Below are 20,935 nucleotides of genomic sequence, written 5' to 3'. Positions count from 1 at the left end.
ATAATTACATTAGCCTGTCTAAAGTTTGTTTAAACTGCTTGATGAGTAAATCCATAGAGTATTTATCATGGACCCTTTGTTTGATGGATAAACTATAATTGTTCCAAATTAACGTCTTTTCATATGCTGAACTGATGCATTCAGCCAGACTGTCGGAATTTCCACTTTTAAAAATACGCCCTGTTATTTTATCAAGTACCAATTCGTTTGCAGTTCCAGTAGCATCGCTTACGATTATTTTTTTTCCAAACATAGCAGCTTCATTAATAACTAACCCCCAAGCTTCAACACCTCGAGATTTTAAAGAAGCTAGAATAATAAGATCTGAATATGTGAACAGAGTATCGCGCTCTTTTGAATTATAAGTTTTGTTAGTGATATAGACATATTGACTCAAATTTCGTAGACAAACAAGTTCATTGAGCGTCTTTAATTCAGGTCCCGAACCAGCAAAAATAACACGAATATTACTGTGTGTTTGTATTATTTTTGTAATTGCATCCAAAACAGTGATATGGCCTTTGAACTTGACTAATCTAGCAGGGCAAACGATCTTGAACAATGAGGAATCATACAGCCAAGGGATATCCATGTCAGTTAATGGAGTAGGCTCGATATCCGGCACTGCATTGGGAACATTTACAATTTTTTCAGGATCGGCACCGAGGTTAACCGCATATTGTCCATGTTTCTCACCAAAAGCTAATATAATATCTGATTTTTTGCAAATATACTTTTCAAGTGGTTTAGTAATCTTTCTTCTTGGATGCTCTATATCACACCATTGCTCATTCCAAAGAACAAATTTTTTATTATACATTTTGGCAAACGCGAAACCAATGTACGTTATTGCATAGCCCAGATCAGTAGAAATTATTACGTCAGGATTTTTTTCTTTAAGGTGCTTCCATAAACCCATAGGAATTTCAAGATCTTGCATCTTGGGAATCCGAAAATAACGTCCATAATGTACATTAGATACGGAATCAACTGTTGAATGATTTTTTCTTAAGCAATAAAAATCAATATTATATTTGAGAGATAAAGCTTGGAAAAGCGGAACACGAAAGGTTTTAATTTCATTATGAAGAAGCATTACTTTCATTTTTAATAACTCTTATCCCAGTAGTAACAACAGTAGCATCGTCAGGAATATCTTTAAAACAACAAACATTACTGCCAATTCTCACACGAGACCCAATTATGATAGGACCAATAATCGTTGCGTTAACACCTATAAAAACATCATTCCCAAGTATTGGTTCTGCAGATTCAGTATTATGTCCACCTTTGCCAATAGTTACTCCTTGATGAATTGTACAGTTTTCTCCTATTATTGTTTTGGAGGATATGAATATTGTACCGAAATGACAGATTTTCATACCTCCGTCTATTTTTGAAGAATAAGGTAAATCAATGCCAGTTAAAATATTTACAACTAATCTTGATAACCCGGTCAGCAGCCATATTAATTGTTTTAATATTGGGACTTTGACTTTGCTTCTTAAAAATCGACCAATCCTGTAATTAATTAATGCAAGAAACCCTAATTTGCTTAATGCTTTTGGAATAGCTGAGATGAGGTTATCATCATATCTCTTTAAATCCTTTTTGATGTATTCGAACAAAATATACCTCTTTCTTTATCAACACTTAAGATCCCCAAAATCATAAATGTTGTTATTATCATATAGGGCATTATAAATCCAGGGAAAAGCAATCCCTGCCAAACAATCATTGATATAAAAATAGCACAATCATTATTATAGTTTCCTAATTTCATCAGATAGACGTACATAATAATAGCACTTAAACCAAATCCCGATATTAACCAAACAAATAAATTATCAGCGAAAACCGGGAACGAACCTAAGCCGAACATAATTACCTTATAACTATCATAATAACTAATTATTGTACCCCAAGTGGTAAATCTATTGATTAAGCTCCCGGTATAAAGATATTTACCGATAAACTCAATTATAGAAGGAATAAGTCCAATCGTTGAAATTATTATACTAATGGTAACAGTGATTAATATACTCTTGATATGCGGTTTTTTAACTTTAAGTAAGGGTAATATTATAATAGCCGCCAATCCAAGATAGGCACTTGCTGTCTGTGATAATAATAGTGTAATACCGCTTATCAATAATGTATAAGTGATTTTTAAATATGAATTAAGTTTCGTTGCTAAAAATATGCATAATATACTTAAAGATGCTAATGTGGCTGTATTTTCAAAAAAACCAGATATCCGTTGATTGTCTTTGAAAAGGCCATAAACGAGGTTGAGAGTTAGCGCGAACGTTAACAGTATCCATAAACTATTAAGTGCTTGATACCTTCCTTGGACCAAGGCGATGCGATAGCCTACAGCGAAGTAAATCGGTATTAAGAGATAGCGAAGATATATTAGCGTACTGCGGTAATAATCACCTAATGGAACAAACTCACTTATTCCCCGGTCTGTTACCAACCAGTTTAACTTTTCATAAAAATCCGTATTAATCTGATTGCTAACATTAGCAAAGCCATTCGCAGCATTTATCAGAACTATAAGGGCTGTGAAAAGAATGTAGCAAATACCAATTTTTTCAATGGTAATTTTCTTATAAAAAAGTAACAAGATAATAGCAATGAGTATAAACAATAAATCTGATATTGTTCTTGATGTAGGAAACGTCAAATTCTCAAAAAAGGCAGGCAATAAAAAAAACATCTATTACTCTTCCCTGTATAATTTTTCAATATTATTGATAAGTTGTTCTATAGAGAATCTACTTTTATATTCTTCATATAACTTATCTTTATATTCGCCATCAAACTGTTTTTTATTTTCTACGTAATTTATTAATAATCGTGACAAAGAATCGGGATCTCTTGGCCTAAAAGTTAACTCACCAAAATTCTGACCTAAAATTTCTATTATACCTCCATTGCCTGATGCAAATACCACCTTTTTTAATGACATTGCTTCTATAACAACTCGACCAAAAGGTTCGTTATCCGAAGGACAAACAATTAAATCCATCTGCCGCATTTGTTGCAATGGTTCACTGCAAAAACCCATAAATATCACATGATTTTTCAGACCATATTTTTCTACCAAGCTTACAATCTTAGCATAATAGTCAACCTCTGCTTTTCTTATTGGGGCACCGTAAAGTTTGAAAACAACATTTTCAAGTAAATACTCATTGTTTTCGCGTATTAACTTTATAGCTTCGATTAAAACGTGCTGACATTTCCATTCATCATAACGAGAAAACATTGCTATCTGGACAATATTATTGCTTGCCTTTTGAGCTAATGTTAATTCCGTTTCTTCGACACCATTATATATAACTTTTATTTTTCGAACAATTTCAGGTGAATGTTTGATATCTTTTAACAAACACTCCTCTACCGCCTTAGATATTGCTATTGTATAGTCATATTTACTGATTAAAAACTCATTAAATGAGGAGGGTTCTATATCTCTAACATGTGCTATTAACTTACATTTATAAATTTTCTTTAAATAAGAACAATATAATCGCGAACGAAAGGTATTTACATGAACAATGTCAACATTATTCTTTTTTAAGAAATTACGTACCGAGAGCAAGAATTTGAGCAGATTAACAGGGGAAAGATATTTACCTATACCTGACTTTAAAGATGGCTGAGGGATAATGCAATGCTCAATTTTTTCCTTATATAACCACTCGCATAATGGACCATCTTCCCCGACTACTGCTGTTATATGATATCCTTTATTTCGAAAGCCAACAATTAGAGATTGTAAGCTTTTTTCAGCACCTCCCAAGCAAGCATAGCTATTTACAAAGCAGATATTTTTCATGCTGTAAGCACCTTAAGGAGTTTGTTTTTGATAATAATAGCCAAATAGAACCCAAATCCAATTAAAGTAATAATGATAGGAATTATAAAGCCTTCTGGTTGATTAATATTTATTGCGAAACAATTTAGAATGAAGAATAGTAAAAGAGCAGTTAAAAAAATGATAATTAACACTTTGATTTTTTTTACGTCCAGACTCACACCATAATCTTTGTAATATAGTTTAGCTAACAAAACAGATGCCGCGAAATTCGATATGCAATATGAGATAACCAACCCAGAAACACCGATGAATTTTGACAAAAAAACACTCAAAAAAATATTTAGCAATATTGAAAATGCACTATTGTAAACAGTTACTTTCATTCTATCCATTGCCCAAAATGCTCTTTTAATTGTTGCACTAACTGCTTCGAAATACACGGCTATACTTAGCCAGTTGAACATTTCTGATGCTAGTGCTATTTTATCAGGGCTAGTATTATTTAATAAAAGTGTGAATATTGAATTCGAATAATACCATCCTATTACTAATGGCAACGTTAACAAGGCTATTAAGAGTATAATTACATCATTGACATAATTTGCCATTTCACTATTTTCACTACTTTTGCTACATATTTTAGGGTAAGCAAAAGTCAAAACACTTACAATAATTATATTTATGTAAAGTGCATAGAATTGCTGGGCGAAATATAATGAAGACAGGCTTCCAATAAGCAAACCTGAAGCAATTAACTTATCTGTTATTTTTGATGATTGCGTCAAGACTGAATTAAATGCAACAGGGATTATATTTTTTAAAAAAAGCCCCCTACTTTCTTTACGCGTTAAGAGTATTGCGCTTTGTTTATCTGCCCCTTTCTTATTAATGTCTTTTACGCAAAAAAACACAAGTCCGACATATAAAAGATATTGAATCGCCGCAGACAATACAAAACACAAAACAAGCGCAAGGTTATTTTTTTCACCTGCAACAAAATACATTGAGATAATAAATATAAAATTAGCAAAAATCATTGGCAAGGGCATTAACCTTTGCTTTTCGCTAGCGACCATATGTGCTTTATATAGTTCGCAGCATACCATCAAAGAATAATAAATTAGGATATAATATGTTATATCTTTGATAATATTTTTTGTTACTAGGGGAATGTCCGCATAATGAACATAAACTTTTAAAAAGGCAAAAATAACTAAAACAGACAAGACAATATATCCTGCTAAAAAAAACATCACATCTTTGAATAAATCCTTTCTACCTTTCGCATTGTGCTTTATGAAAACATTAATATATGTTGAATTAAATAGCACATTTGAAATATCAATAAAGAACATTGGTAACATCATTGCAATGATAAATGCATCGACCAGAGCTCCAGCGCCCCAAAAATAACCAATGCCAAACTCTCTTGCAGATGCAAAAACCTTACTCACAAGGGAAAGTACCAAATATATAATAAAGTTCATGAAGGTTTTGTCACCATAAACAGCATTGGAGCCACGCTACCGCCCCTGGCTTAACAGCTACCAGTGCACTGAACGAGGGTTAAATGTTCCATTTGTTGAAGTCCGACACCGAACTCTTACTGGCGCTGGACAACTGCAAAAACTGGCGTTAATTGTCGTCCTAAATCGCATCAGAAACAAGCACAAATCGTTACAAATCAGTCCAGATTTAAAGCAGATAACTCTCTGTTATCATAGGAATTAATAACAAAAAAGCGACAGCCATCATTTTAGTTATGTAACCACATAACAAAATGATGGCTGTCGCTCGTAAACCGATTATGCCTGTGATGAGCTATCAGTCGTTAGCCAGCAGCTTCTCAATGCGGCTTCTGAACTTCGCCCCTTCCTTCAGGTTACGCAGGCCGTAGTTCACAAACGCCTGCATATACCCCATTTTCTTCCCACAGTCGTAGCTGTCGCCGGTCATCAGCATCGCATCAACGGACTGCTTTTTCGCCAGCTCGGCAATCGCATCGGTCAGCTGGATACGGTCCCAGGCGCCCGGCGCGGTTTTCTCCAGCTCGGCCCAGATATCCGCATTCAGCACATACCGGCCAACCGCCATCAGGTCTGAGTCCAGCGTCTGTGGCTGATCCGGTTTTTCGATAAATTCAACGATACGGCTTACCTGCCCTTCCGTCTCCAGCGCTTCTTTGGTCTGGATAACTGAGTATTCGGACAGATCGCCTTTCATGCGCTTAGCCAGCACCTGGCTGCGGCCCGTTTCGTTGAAACGCGCCACCATCGCCGCCAGGTTATAGCGCAGCGGGTCAGCAGAAGCGGTATCAATGATGATATCTGGCAGTACAACGATAAACGGGTTGTCGCCAACAACAGGGCGAGCACACAGGATGGAGTGGCCCAGGCCCAGCGGCTGCGCCTGGCGCACGTTCATGATGGTTACGCCAGGAGGACAGATAGACTGCACTTCTGCCAGCAGCTGGCGCTTAACGCGCTGCTCAAGCAGCGCTTCGAGTTCGTAAGAGGTGTCGAAGTGGTTCTCTACCGCATTCTTGGATGAGTGCGTCACCAGAACGATTTCTTTGATCCCTGCAGCAACAATCTCGTCGACGATGTACTGAATCATCGGCTTGTCAACGATCGGCAGCATCTCTTTAGGAATGGCCTTTGTGGCTGGCAACATGTGCATGCCCAGACCTGCTACCGGAATGACTGCTTTCAAATTAATCATTATATCTTCCACCTTAAAATGGTTGACGAATTATAGCTTTTAAACCTGTTTTCGCCAGCATGATTTGCCGTAAATATGAAGTAATCCTAAGCTACCCCACCACAAATTACAGTAGTTGTAATCTGAATAGATCGCGATTCTGTGCCAGGAAAAGTCGCAAAATAGCGCGCCGGTTAGCGGTGCGGTAGCGCAAAATTCAGCCGTTCCGTATTCACAATGTGTTGATCCACCCGATCGATATCCACCGAACTCTGCCCTTTTTCATTCACCGCTTTTATGTTCGCGAGCGACAACAGCGTCTCGTTTTTAGCCATAAACTTCCCGCGCACGTCTTTGCGCAGGTCGAAGTTCATCTTCAGGGCTGGCCCCGTCGTTGACTCCTGCATCACGTTGATATTGCGCAAGAAAAGGTGCTGGGGCTTGTTATGCAGCTCAAGCGTTGCGCGCTGCATCTCAACGTTGGTGATGGCAACAAACGACGTGGCATTGCCGGATGAAATCTGTATTCCGCGCAGCTTATACGCCAGCTTTCGGTTATCCAGCCGGATATCGTTGAGTTTGAAGTTCTGCGGGATCGACAGATAATCCCCCTTGATTACGCCATAACCAATTAGCATGCCAGCGCTGTTGACCATATCGACATTATCAATAACGAAATTATCACAGCCATAAATAGCTACCGTCGCGTTATCAATTCCCGCCTTTTTGCTGAAGTCGGGAGTAATATTGCTGGCCTTAATATTACGAATAACAAAGTGCTTACCGTTTTCGACATGCACCAGCTGTCTACAGTTGCTGCCCGTGATATTTGCCACCACGAAGTTTTTTACGGTCTGCTTTTCCGGGTAATCATTGTCATAGGTACTGCCGGCAAGCCCGATGCCAATGCCCCAGTTGATCTTGCCGTTCGTGCAGTTGATATTATCGATCACGTGGTCCGAGATCAGGATATTGCGATCGTTGATCGCCACGTTCCACTCTATCGCATCGCCCTGTAAATGGCTGAATTTACTGTTGGTGATGCGCGCGCCGTCCACCTGATTGTGGAACCCCTGACGCAGGATAGCGTAGTTGGCCTGCGTCACGGTGATGTTATCGATGAGCAGGTTGCGCATCACTCGCCGCTTTTTACCGCCGATGTAAATCTGGGTGACGGGGCCGAAGCCGCTCATCGCCAGCCCTTTGATGGCACAGTCGGAGCCACGGACGTCCAGCGTGATGTTGTGCGTGCGCCCTTCCCCCTCGCCGATCACCTTACAGCCTTCCTGGAGCACAAAGCGCCCGCGCCCGTTGCCCTTAAGCGCGCCGCGGACGAGCAGCGTTTTGCCATCAGGGATAAAAATGCCGGTGTTGATGTTTTCACAGGTTAACCCGGCAGGAACCACCACGGTATCGCCTTCGCTAAAGGCCTGCTTAAAGGCGGCGATCCAGTCGTTATGGTTATAGCGATCGACAGAAACCGTCTTTCCGGTGGCCGCCCGCGCGGCGCGGGGCGACAGCAGCGGCATGGCAGCCAGGACGGATAAAGAAGAGACAAATCGGCGTCGGGTAATCTTTTTCAGCATACAACCTCAGCGTTACAGCGTTTGCAGCAGGCTCGCTAACTGGCGATTAATTACCTGCTGGTTAAATTCTGCTTCAACTTTTTGCCGCGCATTTTGCAGCACGGGCACCAGCGTCTGGCTATCGATATCACTGAACGCCGCCAGGCGGTCCGCCAGCGCCAGCGCATTGTTTTCAGGCACCAGCCAGCCGGAATGCTCAGAGGTGATCAGCTCCGGGATGCCGCTGTGTAACGTCGAAACAACCGGAATACCGACCGCCATCGCCTCCATCAGCGCTACGGGAATGCCTTCCATATCGCCATCGGCGCCCGTCACGGAGGGGAGCAGGAACACATCCGCCTCGTCGAGCATGGCCTTCACCTCGTGGCTCGGCTTGAAGCCGGGCATCTCGACCACGTCTTCCAGCTGGTACTGCTCTATCAGCGTGCGCAGGCGACGCTCCCACGGCCCGATCCCCAGGATGCGGTAGTGGAAATCGACGCCGCGAGCCTTCAGCTGGCGACAGGCCTCGATGGCCACGTGCAGCCCTTTCTTTTCGGTGAGGCGGGCCACGGAGATAATCTGCAGCGGCTTGCCCGGCACCTTGACCGGGCGCTGGGTGAAGCGCTCCATGTCCACGCCCATGCGCGAGACGGTAATTTTCTCGCTCGGGCACCCCATGGTTTTCAGGCGTCCGGCCCACAGGTCGCTTATCGGCAGCATCATGTCGCCGCGGCGAAACAGCTGCTGATACTCCGGGGTATAGTGGTTCAGCACCTCGCGGCTGGAGATGTCGATACCGTGGAAAATGGTCGCAATTTTGCCCTCAATCACCCCAAGCTCGCGCAGCTTCGCGGCGGTGACGCCCGCCGGGCCGAAGTGGGCGATAAACACATCCGCACGGTACGGCCGCGCCGTTTGCCCGCAGATGGCGGAGAGGATCAGGTTACGCGCCTCCGCCCCATAGCGCGTCATGTTCAGCGCCCGCCACGTCGACGCGCGATGCAGCCCGCGCAGCGTCTGGCTGGCGCGATAGCGCAGTTTGTTCATCCGCCCGCCCGGCTCATCCTGCAGCCAGCGGGTTTTCGCCTCCAGCCCATACTGGGTATACGCCGCATGGGTGTTCTGCGTATCGCCCTTTTGCAGGGCGATAATCTCCACGTCATATCCCATATCGATAAACGCGGTGATTTGGTTCAGCACAAAGGTCTCAGACGACAGCGGGAATTTCAGCAAGAAGAAACCAACCTTCATTTCCCCTCCCGGACGCGATCGAGTACGGATTTCACCATCCCAATGCCTTTTTCGCGTTCGGCTTTCACCGCCACCGCCAGACGTTCGTTGATTGCAGGCAGCTGGCCCAGCGTGTCGCCCACCATCGCACCAAGCGAACCGTCCAGCAGATGACGAATATCAACGGCCATTTCCGGCATGCCGAGCTGCTGCATAATGCCCGCTGACTTGTGTTCGTAGTTAATGGCAATCGCCGGCGTGCCGAAGTTCATCGAGATAATCGCCGAGTGCAGACGCGTGCCCACGGTCAGGTCGCAGGCGGAGAGCAGCTTGCCCATCTCCAGATCGTTCAGTTCGTCCATCACCACGTGGTAGCGGGACGGATCGTTCACCAGGTTGCGCAGGTTCAGCGCCACCATGCGGTCATCCTTGTTATAGCTGTCGATACCGGTGCAGGTGGAGAGCGCCAGCACCTGGTAGCCGCTGTCGAGCACGCGGTTTACCACGTCGGCAAACGCTTTCTCGTACGCCGCCTGGGTGGTGCCGAGACGTTTATCGAACGGGGCGAGTTCGCGCAGGGTAATCGCGACGGTTTTCTGTTTCGCCGCCACGTCCAGCCAGTGCCGGACCGCGTAGCTCGGCTGGAAGCTGTCGACCTGATGATCCACCAGCCAGGCGGTATCCACGCCGTGCTCCACTTTTGACGTGTCGATCTCGCTGCGCTTCATCATGTCGAGGCTGACCGATTCGCGCAGGATCAGCGCGTCGCAGTGGCCGAATACATAGTTTGCCAGCTGGTTAAACTGCGGATCCTGGAACGGCCCGACGCTGTGGCCGATCATAAACAGCGGCTTTTTCGCCATAAAGGTGCAGAGCGCATGCTCAAACTGCGGCACGCCGTAGAGATCGACAAAGAACGAGCCGCCGACCTGAATAATGGCATCATAGCCGGACAGCAGGCGCACGAAATCGGTAAAGCCCTGCGCGATGGCGATGTTGCGCAACCTGCCGGTATCGGTCACGCGGGAGAGCAGCACCTGATGCTGGTAGCGGCGACGCAGCACCTTCTTCACGCGCCCCATCACGCCCGCGGCGTTGTTATGCTGTTTCATCTGGCCGTAGAGCGGGTCGCCCATTACCGGACGGTTCAGTAACCAGGACGAGCTGACCGGATAACGGCTCATTACGTCCACTTCGGTCTCAGGCTTAAGGGTGTTAATTGCATCCAGTAAACCGCGCAGGATGGCGCTGTCGCCACGGTTGCCGCAGGTATGGTTGCCAAGAATAAGTAATTTCATAATGGCCTCTTAAATATCTAGCCTGCGCGAAGCAGCGTTTTCATTTTTTCGTTACGGCAAAACTGGCGCTTCATCTCAACCACCAGCGCGTTGCGTGACAGCACAATCATCACGCCGAAGGCCAGCGCGCCTGCCGCGACCTGCACCGCAAGCAGCGCCGCCAGCGGCAGATGGCCGCTGAGCACCACGCCCAGGCCGTAACTGACGGCAAGGGTTGGCAGCGAGAGGTAGAGCGGCAGCCACAGGCTGAGGATGTACTGACGGTAGCTGGAGCCCAGCACCGGTTTGATCATCACGAAGTAGCTCAGCACGGTATTGACGATCTGCACCAGCAGGAACCCGAGCGTCACGCCAATGGCGCCCGCCACGTGTCCGCCCACGATAATCGCCGGAATAAACAGGAAGGTTTTAAACACGTTGAACTTGAAGCTGATATCCACGCGCGCCTTCGCCATCAGCAGGGAGCCAATCGGGTTTCCCACGGAGCGCAGCAGCCCCACCACGCACAGCAGCTGGAGGATCGGGATGATGCTGTTCCACTTCTCGCCAAACACCAGCGGCACGAAGTTGCTGGACACCACCATCAGCCCCAGCAGCACCGGGAAGTTGATAATGCCCACCACGGACAGCAGCTTGTAGAAGTTGACGCGCAGCTTCTCGGTATCGTCCTGAATCTTGGCAAACGCCGGGAACAGCACGCGGGTAATGATCGGGTTGAGCTTCATCGGCGGCACGACCGCGACGTTATACGCCAGGTTATAGCCGCCCGCGACGCTCGCGCCCAGAATGCGCGCCAGCACCAGCGTGGAGAGGTTGGTATTCACATAGTTAATAATGCTGTCTGCCGTCAGCCACGCGCCGAAACGCAGGTTGGAGGAGACGGACGCCAGCGAGAAGTGCAGCCCCGGGCGGTAAATCTTGCGGCCAAAGAAGCCAAACAGCAGCGTGCGCACGGCAGAGTTAACGAGGTAGCCGAGAATGGCGGTCATCGCCAGCGGCCAGAAATGGGCGCTCACCACGGTGAAGGTAAAGCCCGCCAGCACGGCGCTGGTCTCAATCATGCCGATTTTGTTGAACTCCAGCTCTTTTTGCATCAGCGCGCGAAACTGCTGCCCGTGCGGGATCACCACAAAAGCAAACGACAGCGTGCGCATCAGCGGGGCCAGATCCGGGTTGTGCAGCACGCCGGCAATCACGTCGCTCAGCAGGAACACCAGCACAAAGACGAAAATACCCAGCCCGACGTTCAGCCAGTAGAGCGTGGTCAGCTCCAGGTGGCTAATCTCTTTGCGCTGGATAATCGAGTTGGCGATACCGAAGTCAGACAGCGTATCGGCCAGCGCGATAATCACCAGCGAGACCGTCAGCAGGCCGAACTGGTGGTTATCGATAATGCGCGCCAGCACCGTCATCTGCACCAGCCCGAGGCCGATGATGACGATGGTGGCCATGGCTGACCATTTCGCGCCGCTGATGGTTTTTTCACGTAAGCTCATCTTAGTACGCCGCTTTGTTCACGAAGCCTTTGAAAATGGTCAGAAAAACAATCTTGATATCGAACCAGAGGCTCCACTCGCGGATGTACTCCAGGTCGAACTCGATGCGTTTTTCCATTTTTTCCAGCGTGTCGGTCTCGCCGCGCCAGCCGTTAATCTGCGCCCAGCCGGTGATGCCAGGCTTCACCTTATGGCGCAGCATGTAGCCTTCAATCAGGGTGCGGTACTGCTCGTTGTGGGCAACAGCGTGAGGACGCGGCCCGACGATGGACATCCCCCCGGTGAACACGTTAATGAACTGCGGCAGCTCGTCCAGCGAGGTGCGGCGCAGGAAGTTGCCCACGCGGGTGACGCGCGGATCGTTTTGCGTCGCCTGGGTCACCACCTTGTCGTTCTCCATCACCTTCATGGAGCGGAATTTCCACACCATGATCGGCTTACCGTCCATGCCGTAGCGGGTCTGACGGAAGATGATCGGCCCCGGCGAGCTGAGCTTCACCGCCAGCGCAATGCAGCACAGCACCGGGGAGATCAGCAGCAGGATCAGCGACGAAAGCACGATGTCCTCCACGCGCTTCAGCACGCGATTAATGCCCGACAGCGGCGTGTCGTACAGCGGAACAACCGGCACCCCGTTGACCTCTTCAATACGGGAGTGAAGAATGTTGAAGGTGAAGACGTCCGGGATGAGGATCACCGAGCAGGTGGTATCGGCAAGCTCGCGCATCAGCTTCTTGATGCGGGATTCATCCTTCATCTGCATGGCGATATAGACGTTATGAATTTTGCCGGCCTTCGCGTCGTCGATAAGCTGTTCGTAGTTTCCCGCCCAGTCGGACGGCACGCCGCCGGGCTTCGCGTCGTGATAAATACCGACCACTTCAAAGCCTAACCACGGCTCTTTGCGAAAGCCGTCGAGCAACACCCGGCCGACCGGCAGATCGCCCGCCACGGCAACGAAGCGGCGGTTATAGCCGCGGTTGCGCAGCCAGCCCGCGCCAAAGCGGATCAGCGAGCGGCAAACCACCATGCCGACGCTGGTCAGCAGATACCAGCAGAGATAGGTCACAAGGCGGTTATCAAAATCATGGCTGAACGCCACCAGGCCCGCGCTGAAAATCAGGCTTAAGGTCCAGTTCTGTAGCAGCAGCATCAGTTCGGTGGTCATTTTTACGCCGCGCCATGAGCGATAGAAATCGGTCATGCCGCCAATCATCTGAAACACCACCAGCGCAATCAACGCCATCAGCAAATGCATGTAGAAGAACGACTGCCCGCTGACCCAACACACCGCCCACAGTCCGCCGACCATGATGGTGATATCAGAAAAACGCTGCACCATAGAGATTAACGATGCATTCGTTCTCGCTCGTTCGCGCTTTTTTAGATTCGTCATCGTTGTTCCTTTATTCAACCAAAACCTTACCCCTCACCCCGGCCCTCTCCCCAAAGGGGAGAGGGTGTTCAAGTTCCCTCTCCCCTTTGGGGAGAGGGTTAGGGAGAGGGGCAGATTTCAGCTTTTCGTATTACTGATTCAACAGCGCCAGAATGTCCTTCGTTCGCGCTTCCATCAGCGCGGTATCGGCACGGGATTCGACGTTCAGGCGCACCACCGGCTCGGTGTTTGAGGAGCGCAGGTTGAAGCGCCACTGCGGGAACGACATGCTGATACCGTCGGTACGGTCAATCTCCAGCGCGTGAAGGGCAAAGTGGTGTTCAACGCGGGCGATGGCCTCGGCGGGCTGCGCCAGCTTGCTGTTGATCTCGCCGCTGGCCGGGAACGCCGCCATGCGGTCGCGCACCAGCTCGCCCAGGCTCTGCCCTTTCAGGCACAGCAGCTCGGTCACCAGCAGCCACGGGATCATCCCGCTGTCGCAGTAGGCAAAATCGCGGAAGTAGTGGTGCGCGCTCATCTCGCCGCCGTAAATGGCGTCTTCTTCACGCATGCGCTCCTTGATAAACGCGTGGCCGGTTTTGGACATCACCGGCGTACCGCCCGCGGCACCCACCACGTCGACGGTGTTCCAGGAGAGGCGCGGATCGTGAATGATCTTCGCGCCCGGGTTTTTCTCGAGGAACGCTTCCGCCAGCAGGCCGACAATGTAGTAGCCCTCGATAAACTGGCCTTTCTCGTCGAACAGGAAGCAGCGGTCGAAGTCGCCGTCAAAGGCGATGCCCATATCGGCGCCGTGCTCGATTACCGCGTTGCGGGTGTCGTCGCGGCACTCCGGCAGCAGCGGGTTAGGAATACCGTTCGGGAAGTTGCCGTCAGGCGTGTTGTGCACCTTGACGAAGGTTACCGGCACGTTCAGCGCCTTAAAGCGGGCCTCAAGCGCATCGACAACCGGGCCTGCCGCGCCGTTGCCGGAGTTAATGACCAGCTTCAGCGGCTTAAGGTTCGCCACGTTGATGTAGCCCAGCAGGTGGTCGATGTACTCTTTTTGCAGGTTAATCTGCTTATAGCTGCCGCGTTTTGCGTCGTTAACCGGCGGGAAGTCGTTGGCCTCTGCCAGACGCTGCACGTCGCGCAGCCCGGTGTCGCCGCTGATAGGACGTGCGCCCTTGCGCACCAGCTTCATGCCGTTGTAGTCCATCGGGTTATGGCTGGCGGTGACTTCGATACCGCCGTCCACGCCGAGGTGGAAGGTGGCAAAATAGATCTCTTCAGTACCGGAAAGGCCGATATCCAGCACGTCCACGCCCGCGTCCTGCAGCCCTTTCGCCAGCGCCAGCTTCAGGGATTCGCTCGTCAGACGCACGTCCCCGCCCAGCACGATGGTTTTTGGCTTGAGATATTCGCCGTACGCGCGGCCGATGCGCCACGCAATGTCTTCGTTCAGCTCTTCGCCCAGCTTGCCGCGAATATCGTAGGCTTTAAAACAGGTTAATTTTTCCATGATGACCTCTTTTTCAGGCAACGGTTGGCCCTGACCACATAATGGCCTAATTTATTTTTGTCATTCGTAGGCCCGGCAGCCGCAGCGCCGCCGGGCATGATGCGGGGTGCTACACGCGCCCGTAACGATCCTGGAAGCGGATAATGTCGTCCTCTTCCAGATAGGAGCCGGAGCGCACCTCAATTAAGTCGAGCGGAATTTTTCCGGGGTTTTCCAGGCAGTGCGTCGCCCCCAGCGGAATATAAATGGACTCGTTTTCACCCAGCAGCTTCACTTCCCCGTCGATGGTTACTTTGGCGGTACCCGCCACCACCACCCAGTGCTCGGCGCGGTGGTGGTGCATCTGCACCGACAGCCCCTCGCCCGGCTTCACGGTGATGCGCTTCACCTGGTAACGTTCGCCCGCGTCGATGGAGTCGTATTTGCCCCACGGACGGTACACTTCCCGGTGAATATGGTGCTCGTGGCGGCCGTCGGCCTTGATCTTCTCCACCACTTTTTTGACGTCCTGCACGGCATTACGGTCGGCAATCAGCACCGCGTCTTTGGTCTGCACCACCACCAGATCCTTCACCCCTACCGTGGTGACCAGGCCAGACTCGGCGTAGACGTAGCTGTTTTCCGTTTTGTGGCTAATCACGTCGCCGTGATGGACGTTACCCTCCGGGGTATGCGCGCTGATCTCCCACAGGGATGACCAGGAGCCGACGTCGCTCCAGCCCGCATCCATCGGCACCACCACGGCGTCCGCCGTGCGCTCCATCACCGCATAGTCAATGGACTCTTCCGGGCAGGCGAGGAAAGAGGCTTCATCCACGCGGATAAAGTCGAGATCCGGATCCACCACCGCCATCGCTTTCTCGCAGGCGCTTAAGATATCCGGGCGATATTTTTCCAGCTCTTCCAGGTAGCGCCCGGCGCGGAACAGGAACATACCGCTGTTCCAGTAATATTCACCGCTGGCAACGTAGGCCTGCGCGGTTTCCAGATTAGGTTTTTCGACGAACTGGGCCACGTCAAAGGCCACGCTGTCGCCCTCGCCTGGCGTCACGCTGCCGCGGCGAATGTAGCCATAGCCGGTTTCCGGCAGATCCGGCACGATGCCGAAGGTCACCAGCTTGCCGCGCTCGGCGTAAGGAATGGCCGCACGCACCGCGTCGCGGAACGCCTCTTCCTGCTGGATAACGTGGTCAGCCGCCAGCACCAGCATCAACGGATCGCAGTCCGGGCTGCTGCGTTTCGCCGCCAGCGCCGCCAGGGCGATAGCGGGCGCGGTGTTACGGCCGGCAGGCTCCAGAATGATATTTTCGGTGAGTTTGTTCAGCTGGCGCAGCTGCTCGGCAACGATAAAGCGGTGCTGTTCGTTACAGATCACCACCGGGCTTTCGCACTCCACGCCGTGCAGACGGTTAACCGTCGTTTGCAGCATGGTGAGGTCGCCCTTCAGGCAAAGAAACTGTTTTGGATAAAGCACGCGGGACAGTGGCCACAACCGGCTCCCGGATCCACCCGCCATTACGACCGGATACAAAGTGGTTTGACTCATGATTTATCCCCGTATATCTGCAATAAATTGGCTCAGCACGTTCTCTTTCTCGAGCGTGCGTTCGGCATATTCACGTGCCACCGTGTTCTCTTTTGGCATGGCAAGCGCCTGCTCAATTCCGGTCACCAGCGCGGGAACCGATTCCGGCTCCACGCAAACGGCAATGCCCGGGTAGCTGTTGCACAGCTGGCCTAATTCGGTATCGGCTTCTGCCGTTATTACCGCGTTGCCGCCCACCGCCAGAATGTTGGTCAGCTTGGACGGCAGCACCGCATCCGCCGCGCCGCGTTTTTGCACCACCAGATGGCAGTCCGCCATTTTCAGCAGCGCGGGCAGCGCGTCATAAGACTGAAGCGGGAAGAAGCGGACGTTGGTCAGGCCGCGCTCGCTAGCCATTTTTTCCAGGCGCGCCTTGCCGCCGCCCTGCCCGACAATCACGAACGTCCACGGGTGTTCGCTCAGCTGAAGCGCGGCGTCAATCACGCTCTCCAGCCCCTGCTTTTCGCCGATGTTGCCCGAGTAAAGAATGATTTTATGACCATCAGGCAAACCGAGCTGCGCGCGTAGCGCCTGCGCGTCGCTTTCCGTTACGTCACGAAAGCGCGCCACTTCGGACCAATTCGGGAAGAAGATCACCTTCCGGGCCGGGACGCCCTTCTCCTGCGCCTTGTTCATCATCGAGCGCGAGATGGTGGAGACGTAATCCACGTTGAGCAGCCCGCTGCGCTCGAAGGCGCTGGCGAGCTTCGCCACCTTGCCGCCCTTGCCCTTGCCCGCCATCCCGAGGCCGAGCATCGCGTCCACTTCATAATCCTGGATATGCAGCAGGGTGCGCGCGCCGGAGAGTTTGCCCAGCAGGCGCATGCCCGGCGTGCAGAACAGCGTTGGCACCACGCCGATGATGCGATCCGGCTTCCAGCGACGCTGCGCCATCAGCGGGAAGAAGCTGCTCAGGGCAAAGCTGCCCAGATGAATTAAACGTTTCAGCGTCGAGGGCTGCTTCGGCACGTAGAGCGGGCAGCGCCAGACGGTCGCCGCGCCCTCTTCGCGGCGATAGCGCCAGCTTGAATAGCGCTCGCCTACCTTCCACTCCGGGTAGTACGGCGGCGCGGTAATAACCCGCACGTCGTGCCCCTGGCTCGCCATCCACTCGACCATCTCGCCGGTGTATTTCCCGATGCCGGTCAGCTCCGGCGAGTAGTTGATTCCATACACCAAAATTTTCATAAGCCCGGCACTCCGGACTGACGATCTGCCAGGAAATAGGCACGACTGTTGTCGTGCACATTGTCGCTGGCAAGCAGCGCCTCTGGCGTCAGCCAGCGGTAGTCGTCATGCTGAGAATCAGGCAGACGCAGGTCTGCCTCACTCACCTTCAGGCGGAACCCCAGCACGATGTAGTGCGTGGTAAAGTCCGTGCCCGAAAAGTTATCGTCATAGAAGTGCTGCCAGACCCCGTAAAACTGGCCCGCTGCCATCGGCAGCTGCTGGCCCAGTTCCGCCAGAGTGAGACGCTCAAACGCATCGCTCAGCGTCTCATCCTTCTGCACGCGCCCGCCGGGCACGAACCAGAAGCCCTGTGCAGGACGATTGGTTCGTTTCCCCAGCAAGAACTCGCCGCGTTCGTTCTCCACGATCAAGTCAACTGAGATGAGCGGAGTGGAACGAACGATCGTGGCAAAATCTTCCTGACTTAAAAACATCATTACCCCCGGAAGCGGTGCTGGTTTTCCAGGAACCACTGGTAGGTGCTGGCCAGCCCCTGCTCCAGCGACACCTCGTGATACCAGCCCAGCTGATGCAGACGGGTCACGTCCAGCAGCTTGCGCGGCGTGCCGTCCGGTTTGGTGGCGTCAAACACCACGCGGCCCTTGTAGCCCACCACCTGCGCGATGGTCTGTGCCAGCTCGCGAATGGTGCAGTCGACGCCGGTACCCACGTTGATGTGCGACAGCATCGGCTCGGTGTTTTCCTGCCACACCTCGCGATCCAGCTCCATCACGTGAATGCTGGCCGCCGCCATATCGTCTACGTGCAGGAACTCGCGCATCGGCGTACCGCTCCCCCACACCACCACGTCCGGCGCGTTTTCGGCGGTCGCCTCGTGGAAGCGGCGCAGCAGCGCCGGGATCACGTGCGAGTTGCTCGGGTGGAAGTTGTCGTGCGGACCGTACAGGTTAGTCGGCATCACCGAGCGATAGTCGCGGTTGTACTGACGGTTGTAGGACTCGCACAGCTTGATCCCGGCAATTTTGGCAATCGCGTACGGCTCGTTGGTCGCTTCCAGCGTGCCCTGCAGCAGTTCGCTTTCGGCGATCGGCTGCTTCGCCATTTTCGGGTAGATACAGGATGAGCCGAGGAACAGCAGCTTGTTCACGTTGTGCAGATGCGCCGCGTGAATAATGTTGCTCTCAATCATCATGTTCTCGTAGATGAAATCCGCCGGGTAGGTGTTGTTAGCGACAATGCCGCCCACCTTTGCCGCCGCCAGATACACCTGGTCGATACGCTCGCTGGCAAAAAAGTCCTGCACCGCTTTGCTGTCAAGCAGGTTCAGCTCGTCGCGGGTGCGAACCAGCACCTCAACGTCACCGCGCTGCTCCAGCTGGCGGACAATCGCGGAACCCACCATTCCGCGATGACCGGCGACAAAAATACGTTGTTTGGTCATTCTCAGGACTCCAGCGCGATGGCAACCTCGTAGCCATGAGACTTGAGCAGGGAGTGTTTTTTCGCTGCTTCAAGATCTTTGGCCACCATCTCGGATACCATCTCCTGCAGAGTGGTTTCTGGTTTCCAGCCCAGCTTCTCGTGCGCTTTGGTTGGGTCGCCCAGCAGGGTTTCCACTTCAGCAGGACGGAAGTAACGCGGGTCAACCTGGACAATCACGTCGCCTGGCTTCACGCCCGGCGCGTCGTGGCCGGTCACGGAAACCACGATACCCTTCTCTTCCACGCCGGTGCCTTCGAAGCGCAGCTTGATACCCAGCTGTGCCGCGGCCATCTCAACGAACTGACGCACGGAGTACTGCACGCCGGTCGCGATGACGAAGTCTTCTGGCTGCTCCTGCTGAAGCATCATCCACTGCATCTTCACGTAGTCTTTCGCATGGCCCCAGTCGCGCAGGGAATCCATGTTGCCGAGGTGCAGGCAGGATTCCAGGCCCTGAGCAATGTTGGCGATAGCGCGGGTGATTTTGCGGGTCACGAAGGTTTCGCCGCGACGCGGGGATTCGTGGTTGAACAGAATGCCGTTACAGGCGTACATGCCGTAGGATTCACGGTAGTTCACGGTGATCCAGTACGCGTACAGCTTCGCTACCGCATACGGAGAACGTGGATAAAACGGCGTGGTCTCTTTCTGCGGAATTTCCTGCACCAGGCCGTACAGCTCAGAGGTGGATGCCTGGTAGAAGCGGGTTTTCTTCTCAAGACCGAGGAAACGAATCGCTTCCAGCAGACGCAGGGTACCCATGGCGTCAACGTCAGCGGTGTATTCCGGAGATTCGAAAGAAACCGCAACGTGGCTCATCGCCCCCAGGTTGTAGACTTCATCCGGCTGCACTTCCTGCAGGATGCGGGTCAGGTTGGAGGTATCGGTCAGGTCGCCGTAATGCAGGTGGAATTTCGGGTTAGCCGCATGTGGATCCTGGTAAATGTGATCGACACGCTCGGTGTTGAATGAAGAAGCACGACGCTTAATACCGTGAACTTCATAACCTTTTTCCAGCAGCAATTCTGCCAGGTAAGAACCATCCTGCCCGGTAACGCCGGTGATGAGAGCGACTTTAGACATGTTTATATTCCTCTGTACTTATCAAAGTTTTTCAGTTTCAACGCGTTCGCGTATCACCACTGCGGGGTTGCCACGGCAAACTTTATTTGCCGGTAGCGATTTAAAAACGCTGCTGCGGGCACCTACAACCGTGCCATCGCCAACAGAAACACCCGGTGCAACAAATACATCCGTTGCCAGCCAGCATTTTTCGCCGATCGCAATTGGCGAAGCGGTAATATCAAAATGCGGGCTCATAAAATCGTGGCTGCCGGTGCACAAATAACACTTCTGTGAAACCACCGAATTTGCGCCAATCGTAATCTCGCCCAGGGTATATAACACCGCGTCATCCCCTACCCAGGCGTAATCCCCAAGCGTTAATTTCCAGGGGTAGGTAATTTTTACCGAAGGTCGAATGACTACGTTTTTTCCGATTTTTGCGCCAAACAGGCGCAATAAAAATGCTCGCCAGCGGTACATTATCTGCGGCGACCAGGCAAATAACGTTGCCTGTACGGCCCACCACAGCTGAACTTTTATACCGCTCCCGCCCCGAAAGCCTTTCGGCACGGAGAATCCGTTTAATTCCTGCAT

General features: G+C 51.3%; 18 protein-coding genes. All 18 read right to left on the bottom strand.

Translation table 11 applies throughout. From position 1 onward, the window contains the following. Positions 1-4 precede the first annotated feature (4 nt). The 18 genes from HWQ14_RS12980 to wcaF all read right to left on the bottom strand — a co-directional run bounded on the left by HWQ14_RS12980 (position 5) and on the right by wcaF (position 20,935). Complete coding sequence (locus tag HWQ14_RS12980; RefSeq protein WP_176609943.1) at positions 5-1,105, bottom strand: glycosyltransferase family 4 protein; 1,101 nt, start codon at positions 1,103-1,105, stop codon at positions 5-7. Then, positions 1,083-1,628 (bottom strand): serine O-acetyltransferase, encoded by a 546-nt coding sequence (locus HWQ14_RS12975; RefSeq protein WP_148418224.1) that lies wholly within the window; start codon positions 1,626-1,628, stop codon positions 1,083-1,085. The genes HWQ14_RS12980 and HWQ14_RS12975 overlap by 23 nt, the downstream gene beginning before the upstream one ends. Beyond that, entirely contained in the window at positions 1,601-2,722 is a 1,122-nt protein-coding gene (locus HWQ14_RS12970; protein ID WP_176609942.1) for a hypothetical protein, read from the bottom strand. Before HWQ14_RS12970 ends, HWQ14_RS12975 begins: the two co-directional genes overlap by 28 nt. A 3-nt stretch (positions 2,723-2,725) precedes the next feature. After that, positions 2,726-3,847, bottom strand: coding sequence for a glycosyltransferase family 4 protein (locus HWQ14_RS12965; protein ID WP_176609941.1), 1,122 nt, complete (start codon positions 3,845-3,847; stop codon positions 2,726-2,728). After that, positions 3,844-5,316: a lipid II flippase MurJ gene (locus tag HWQ14_RS12960; protein ID WP_176609940.1), complete on the bottom strand. Its 1,473-nt coding sequence runs from the start codon at positions 5,314-5,316 to the stop codon at positions 3,844-3,846. The genes HWQ14_RS12965 and HWQ14_RS12960 overlap by 4 nt, the downstream gene beginning before the upstream one ends. Before the next feature lie 337 nt (positions 5,317-5,653). Beyond that, on the bottom strand, positions 5,654-6,550 hold the full coding sequence (galF, locus tag HWQ14_RS12955) for a GalU regulator GalF (RefSeq protein ID WP_110293152.1): 897 nt from the start codon (positions 6,548-6,550) through the stop codon (positions 5,654-5,656). Positions 6,551-6,723: 173 nt separating this feature from the next. After that, a complete protein-coding gene (wcaM, locus tag HWQ14_RS12950) occupies positions 6,724-8,115 on the bottom strand; it encodes a colanic acid biosynthesis protein WcaM (protein WP_176609939.1) in 1,392 nt (463 codons plus the stop codon). Positions 8,116-8,127: 12 nt separating this feature from the next. Then, a complete protein-coding gene (gene wcaL / locus HWQ14_RS12945; RefSeq protein ID WP_176609938.1) occupies positions 8,128-9,348 on the bottom strand; it encodes a colanic acid biosynthesis glycosyltransferase WcaL in 1,221 nt (406 codons plus the stop codon). Further along, the gene (gene wcaK, locus HWQ14_RS12940) at positions 9,345-10,625 is read right to left on the bottom strand and encodes a colanic acid biosynthesis pyruvyl transferase WcaK (RefSeq protein ID WP_176609937.1); all 1,281 of its coding nucleotides are present in this window, start codon (positions 10,623-10,625) and stop codon (positions 9,345-9,347) included. Before wcaK ends, wcaL begins: the two co-directional genes overlap by 4 nt. A 17-nt stretch (positions 10,626-10,642) precedes the next feature. Next, positions 10,643-12,121: a colanic acid undecaprenyl disphosphate flippase WzxC gene (wzxC, locus tag HWQ14_RS12935; protein ID WP_176609936.1), complete on the bottom strand. Its 1,479-nt coding sequence runs from the start codon at positions 12,119-12,121 to the stop codon at positions 10,643-10,645. 1 nt (position 12,122) lies between these two features. Then, entirely contained in the window at positions 12,123-13,517 is a 1,395-nt protein-coding gene (wcaJ, locus tag HWQ14_RS12930; RefSeq protein WP_176609935.1) for an undecaprenyl-phosphate glucose phosphotransferase, read from the bottom strand. 130 nt (positions 13,518-13,647) lie between these two features. After that, positions 13,648-15,018, bottom strand: a complete 1,371-nt coding sequence (cpsG, locus tag HWQ14_RS12925; protein ID WP_148418233.1) for a colanic acid biosynthesis phosphomannomutase CpsG — start codon at positions 15,016-15,018, stop codon at positions 13,648-13,650. A gap of 109 nt (positions 15,019-15,127) precedes the next feature. Then, a complete protein-coding gene (cpsB, locus tag HWQ14_RS12920) occupies positions 15,128-16,564 on the bottom strand; it encodes a mannose-1-phosphate guanyltransferase (protein ID WP_148418234.1) in 1,437 nt (478 codons plus the stop codon). Between the two features lie 3 nt (positions 16,565-16,567). Beyond that, positions 16,568-17,791 (bottom strand): colanic acid biosynthesis fucosyltransferase WcaI, encoded by a 1,224-nt coding sequence (wcaI, locus tag HWQ14_RS12915; RefSeq protein WP_148418235.1) that lies wholly within the window; start codon positions 17,789-17,791, stop codon positions 16,568-16,570. Then, entirely contained in the window at positions 17,788-18,267 is a 480-nt protein-coding gene (locus HWQ14_RS12910) for a GDP-mannose mannosyl hydrolase (RefSeq protein WP_176611191.1), read from the bottom strand. The genes wcaI and HWQ14_RS12910 overlap by 4 nt, the downstream gene beginning before the upstream one ends. A gap of 2 nt (positions 18,268-18,269) precedes the next feature. After that, entirely contained in the window at positions 18,270-19,235 is a 966-nt protein-coding gene (gene fcl, locus HWQ14_RS12905) for a GDP-L-fucose synthase (RefSeq protein WP_148418236.1), read from the bottom strand. Positions 19,236-19,237: 2 nt separating this feature from the next. Beyond that, positions 19,238-20,359 carry a GDP-mannose 4,6-dehydratase gene (gene gmd / locus HWQ14_RS12900; protein WP_003863514.1) on the bottom strand — a complete coding sequence of 374 codons (1,122 nt, stop codon included), beginning with the start codon at positions 20,357-20,359 and terminating at the stop codon, positions 19,238-19,240. Positions 20,360-20,380: 21 nt separating this feature from the next. Then, positions 20,381-20,935: a colanic acid biosynthesis acetyltransferase WcaF gene (gene wcaF, locus HWQ14_RS12895; RefSeq protein WP_176609934.1), complete on the bottom strand. Its 555-nt coding sequence runs from the start codon at positions 20,933-20,935 to the stop codon at positions 20,381-20,383.

Origin of the sequence: Enterobacter cloacae, from assembly GCF_013375935.1 — a bacterium.
In the GTDB taxonomy this organism is placed as follows: Bacteria; Pseudomonadota; Gammaproteobacteria; order Enterobacterales; family Enterobacteriaceae; genus Enterobacter; species Enterobacter pasteurii.
Note: the sequence above shows the minus strand (reverse complement) of the source record. Positions and strands in the feature narration are given on the sequence as shown.

What these genes read in the sequence shown, in the direction of transcription:
- HWQ14_RS12965 (WP_176609941.1), bottom strand. Translation starts at nt 3,847, where the DNA reads ATGAAAAATATCTGCTTTGTAAATAGCTATGCTTGCTTGGGAGGTGCT.
- cpsG (WP_148418233.1), bottom strand. Translation starts at nt 15,018, where the DNA reads ATGGAAAAATTAACCTGTTTTAAAGCCTACGATATTCGCGGCAAGCTG.
- wcaK (WP_176609937.1), bottom strand. Translation starts at nt 10,625, where the DNA reads ATGAAATTACTTATTCTTGGCAACCATACCTGCGGCAACCGTGGCGAC.
- HWQ14_RS12960 (WP_176609940.1), bottom strand. Translation starts at nt 5,316, where the DNA reads ATGAACTTTATTATATATTTGGTACTTTCCCTTGTGAGTAAGGTTTTT.
- wcaF (WP_176609934.1), bottom strand. Translation starts at nt 20,935, where the DNA reads ATGCAGGAATTAAACGGATTCTCCGTGCCGAAAGGCTTTCGGGGCGGG.
- wcaJ (WP_176609935.1), bottom strand. Translation starts at nt 13,517, where the DNA reads ATGACGAATCTAAAAAAGCGCGAACGAGCGAGAACGAATGCATCGTTA.
- wcaM (WP_176609939.1), bottom strand. Translation starts at nt 8,115, where the DNA reads ATGCTGAAAAAGATTACCCGACGCCGATTTGTCTCTTCTTTATCCGTC.
- wcaL (WP_176609938.1), bottom strand. Translation starts at nt 9,348, where the DNA reads ATGAAGGTTGGTTTCTTCTTGCTGAAATTCCCGCTGTCGTCTGAGACC.
- wcaI (WP_148418235.1), bottom strand. Translation starts at nt 17,791, where the DNA reads ATGAAAATTTTGGTGTATGGAATCAACTACTCGCCGGAGCTGACCGGC.
- galF (WP_110293152.1), bottom strand. Translation starts at nt 6,550, where the DNA reads ATGATTAATTTGAAAGCAGTCATTCCGGTAGCAGGTCTGGGCATGCAC.
- gmd (WP_003863514.1), bottom strand. Translation starts at nt 20,359, where the DNA reads ATGTCTAAAGTCGCTCTCATCACCGGCGTTACCGGGCAGGATGGTTCT.
- cpsB (WP_148418234.1), bottom strand. Translation starts at nt 16,564, where the DNA reads ATGAGTCAAACCACTTTGTATCCGGTCGTAATGGCGGGTGGATCCGGG.
- wzxC (WP_176609936.1), bottom strand. Translation starts at nt 12,121, where the DNA reads ATGAGCTTACGTGAAAAAACCATCAGCGGCGCGAAATGGTCAGCCATG.
- HWQ14_RS12980 (WP_176609943.1), bottom strand. Translation starts at nt 1,105, where the DNA reads ATGAAAGTAATGCTTCTTCATAATGAAATTAAAACCTTTCGTGTTCCG.
- fcl (WP_148418236.1), bottom strand. Translation starts at nt 19,235, where the DNA reads ATGACCAAACAACGTATTTTTGTCGCCGGTCATCGCGGAATGGTGGGT.
- HWQ14_RS12910 (WP_176611191.1), bottom strand. Translation starts at nt 18,267, where the DNA reads ATGTTTTTAAGTCAGGAAGATTTTGCCACGATCGTTCGTTCCACTCCG.
- HWQ14_RS12970 (WP_176609942.1), bottom strand. Translation starts at nt 2,722, where the DNA reads ATGTTTTTTTTATTGCCTGCCTTTTTTGAGAATTTGACGTTTCCTACA.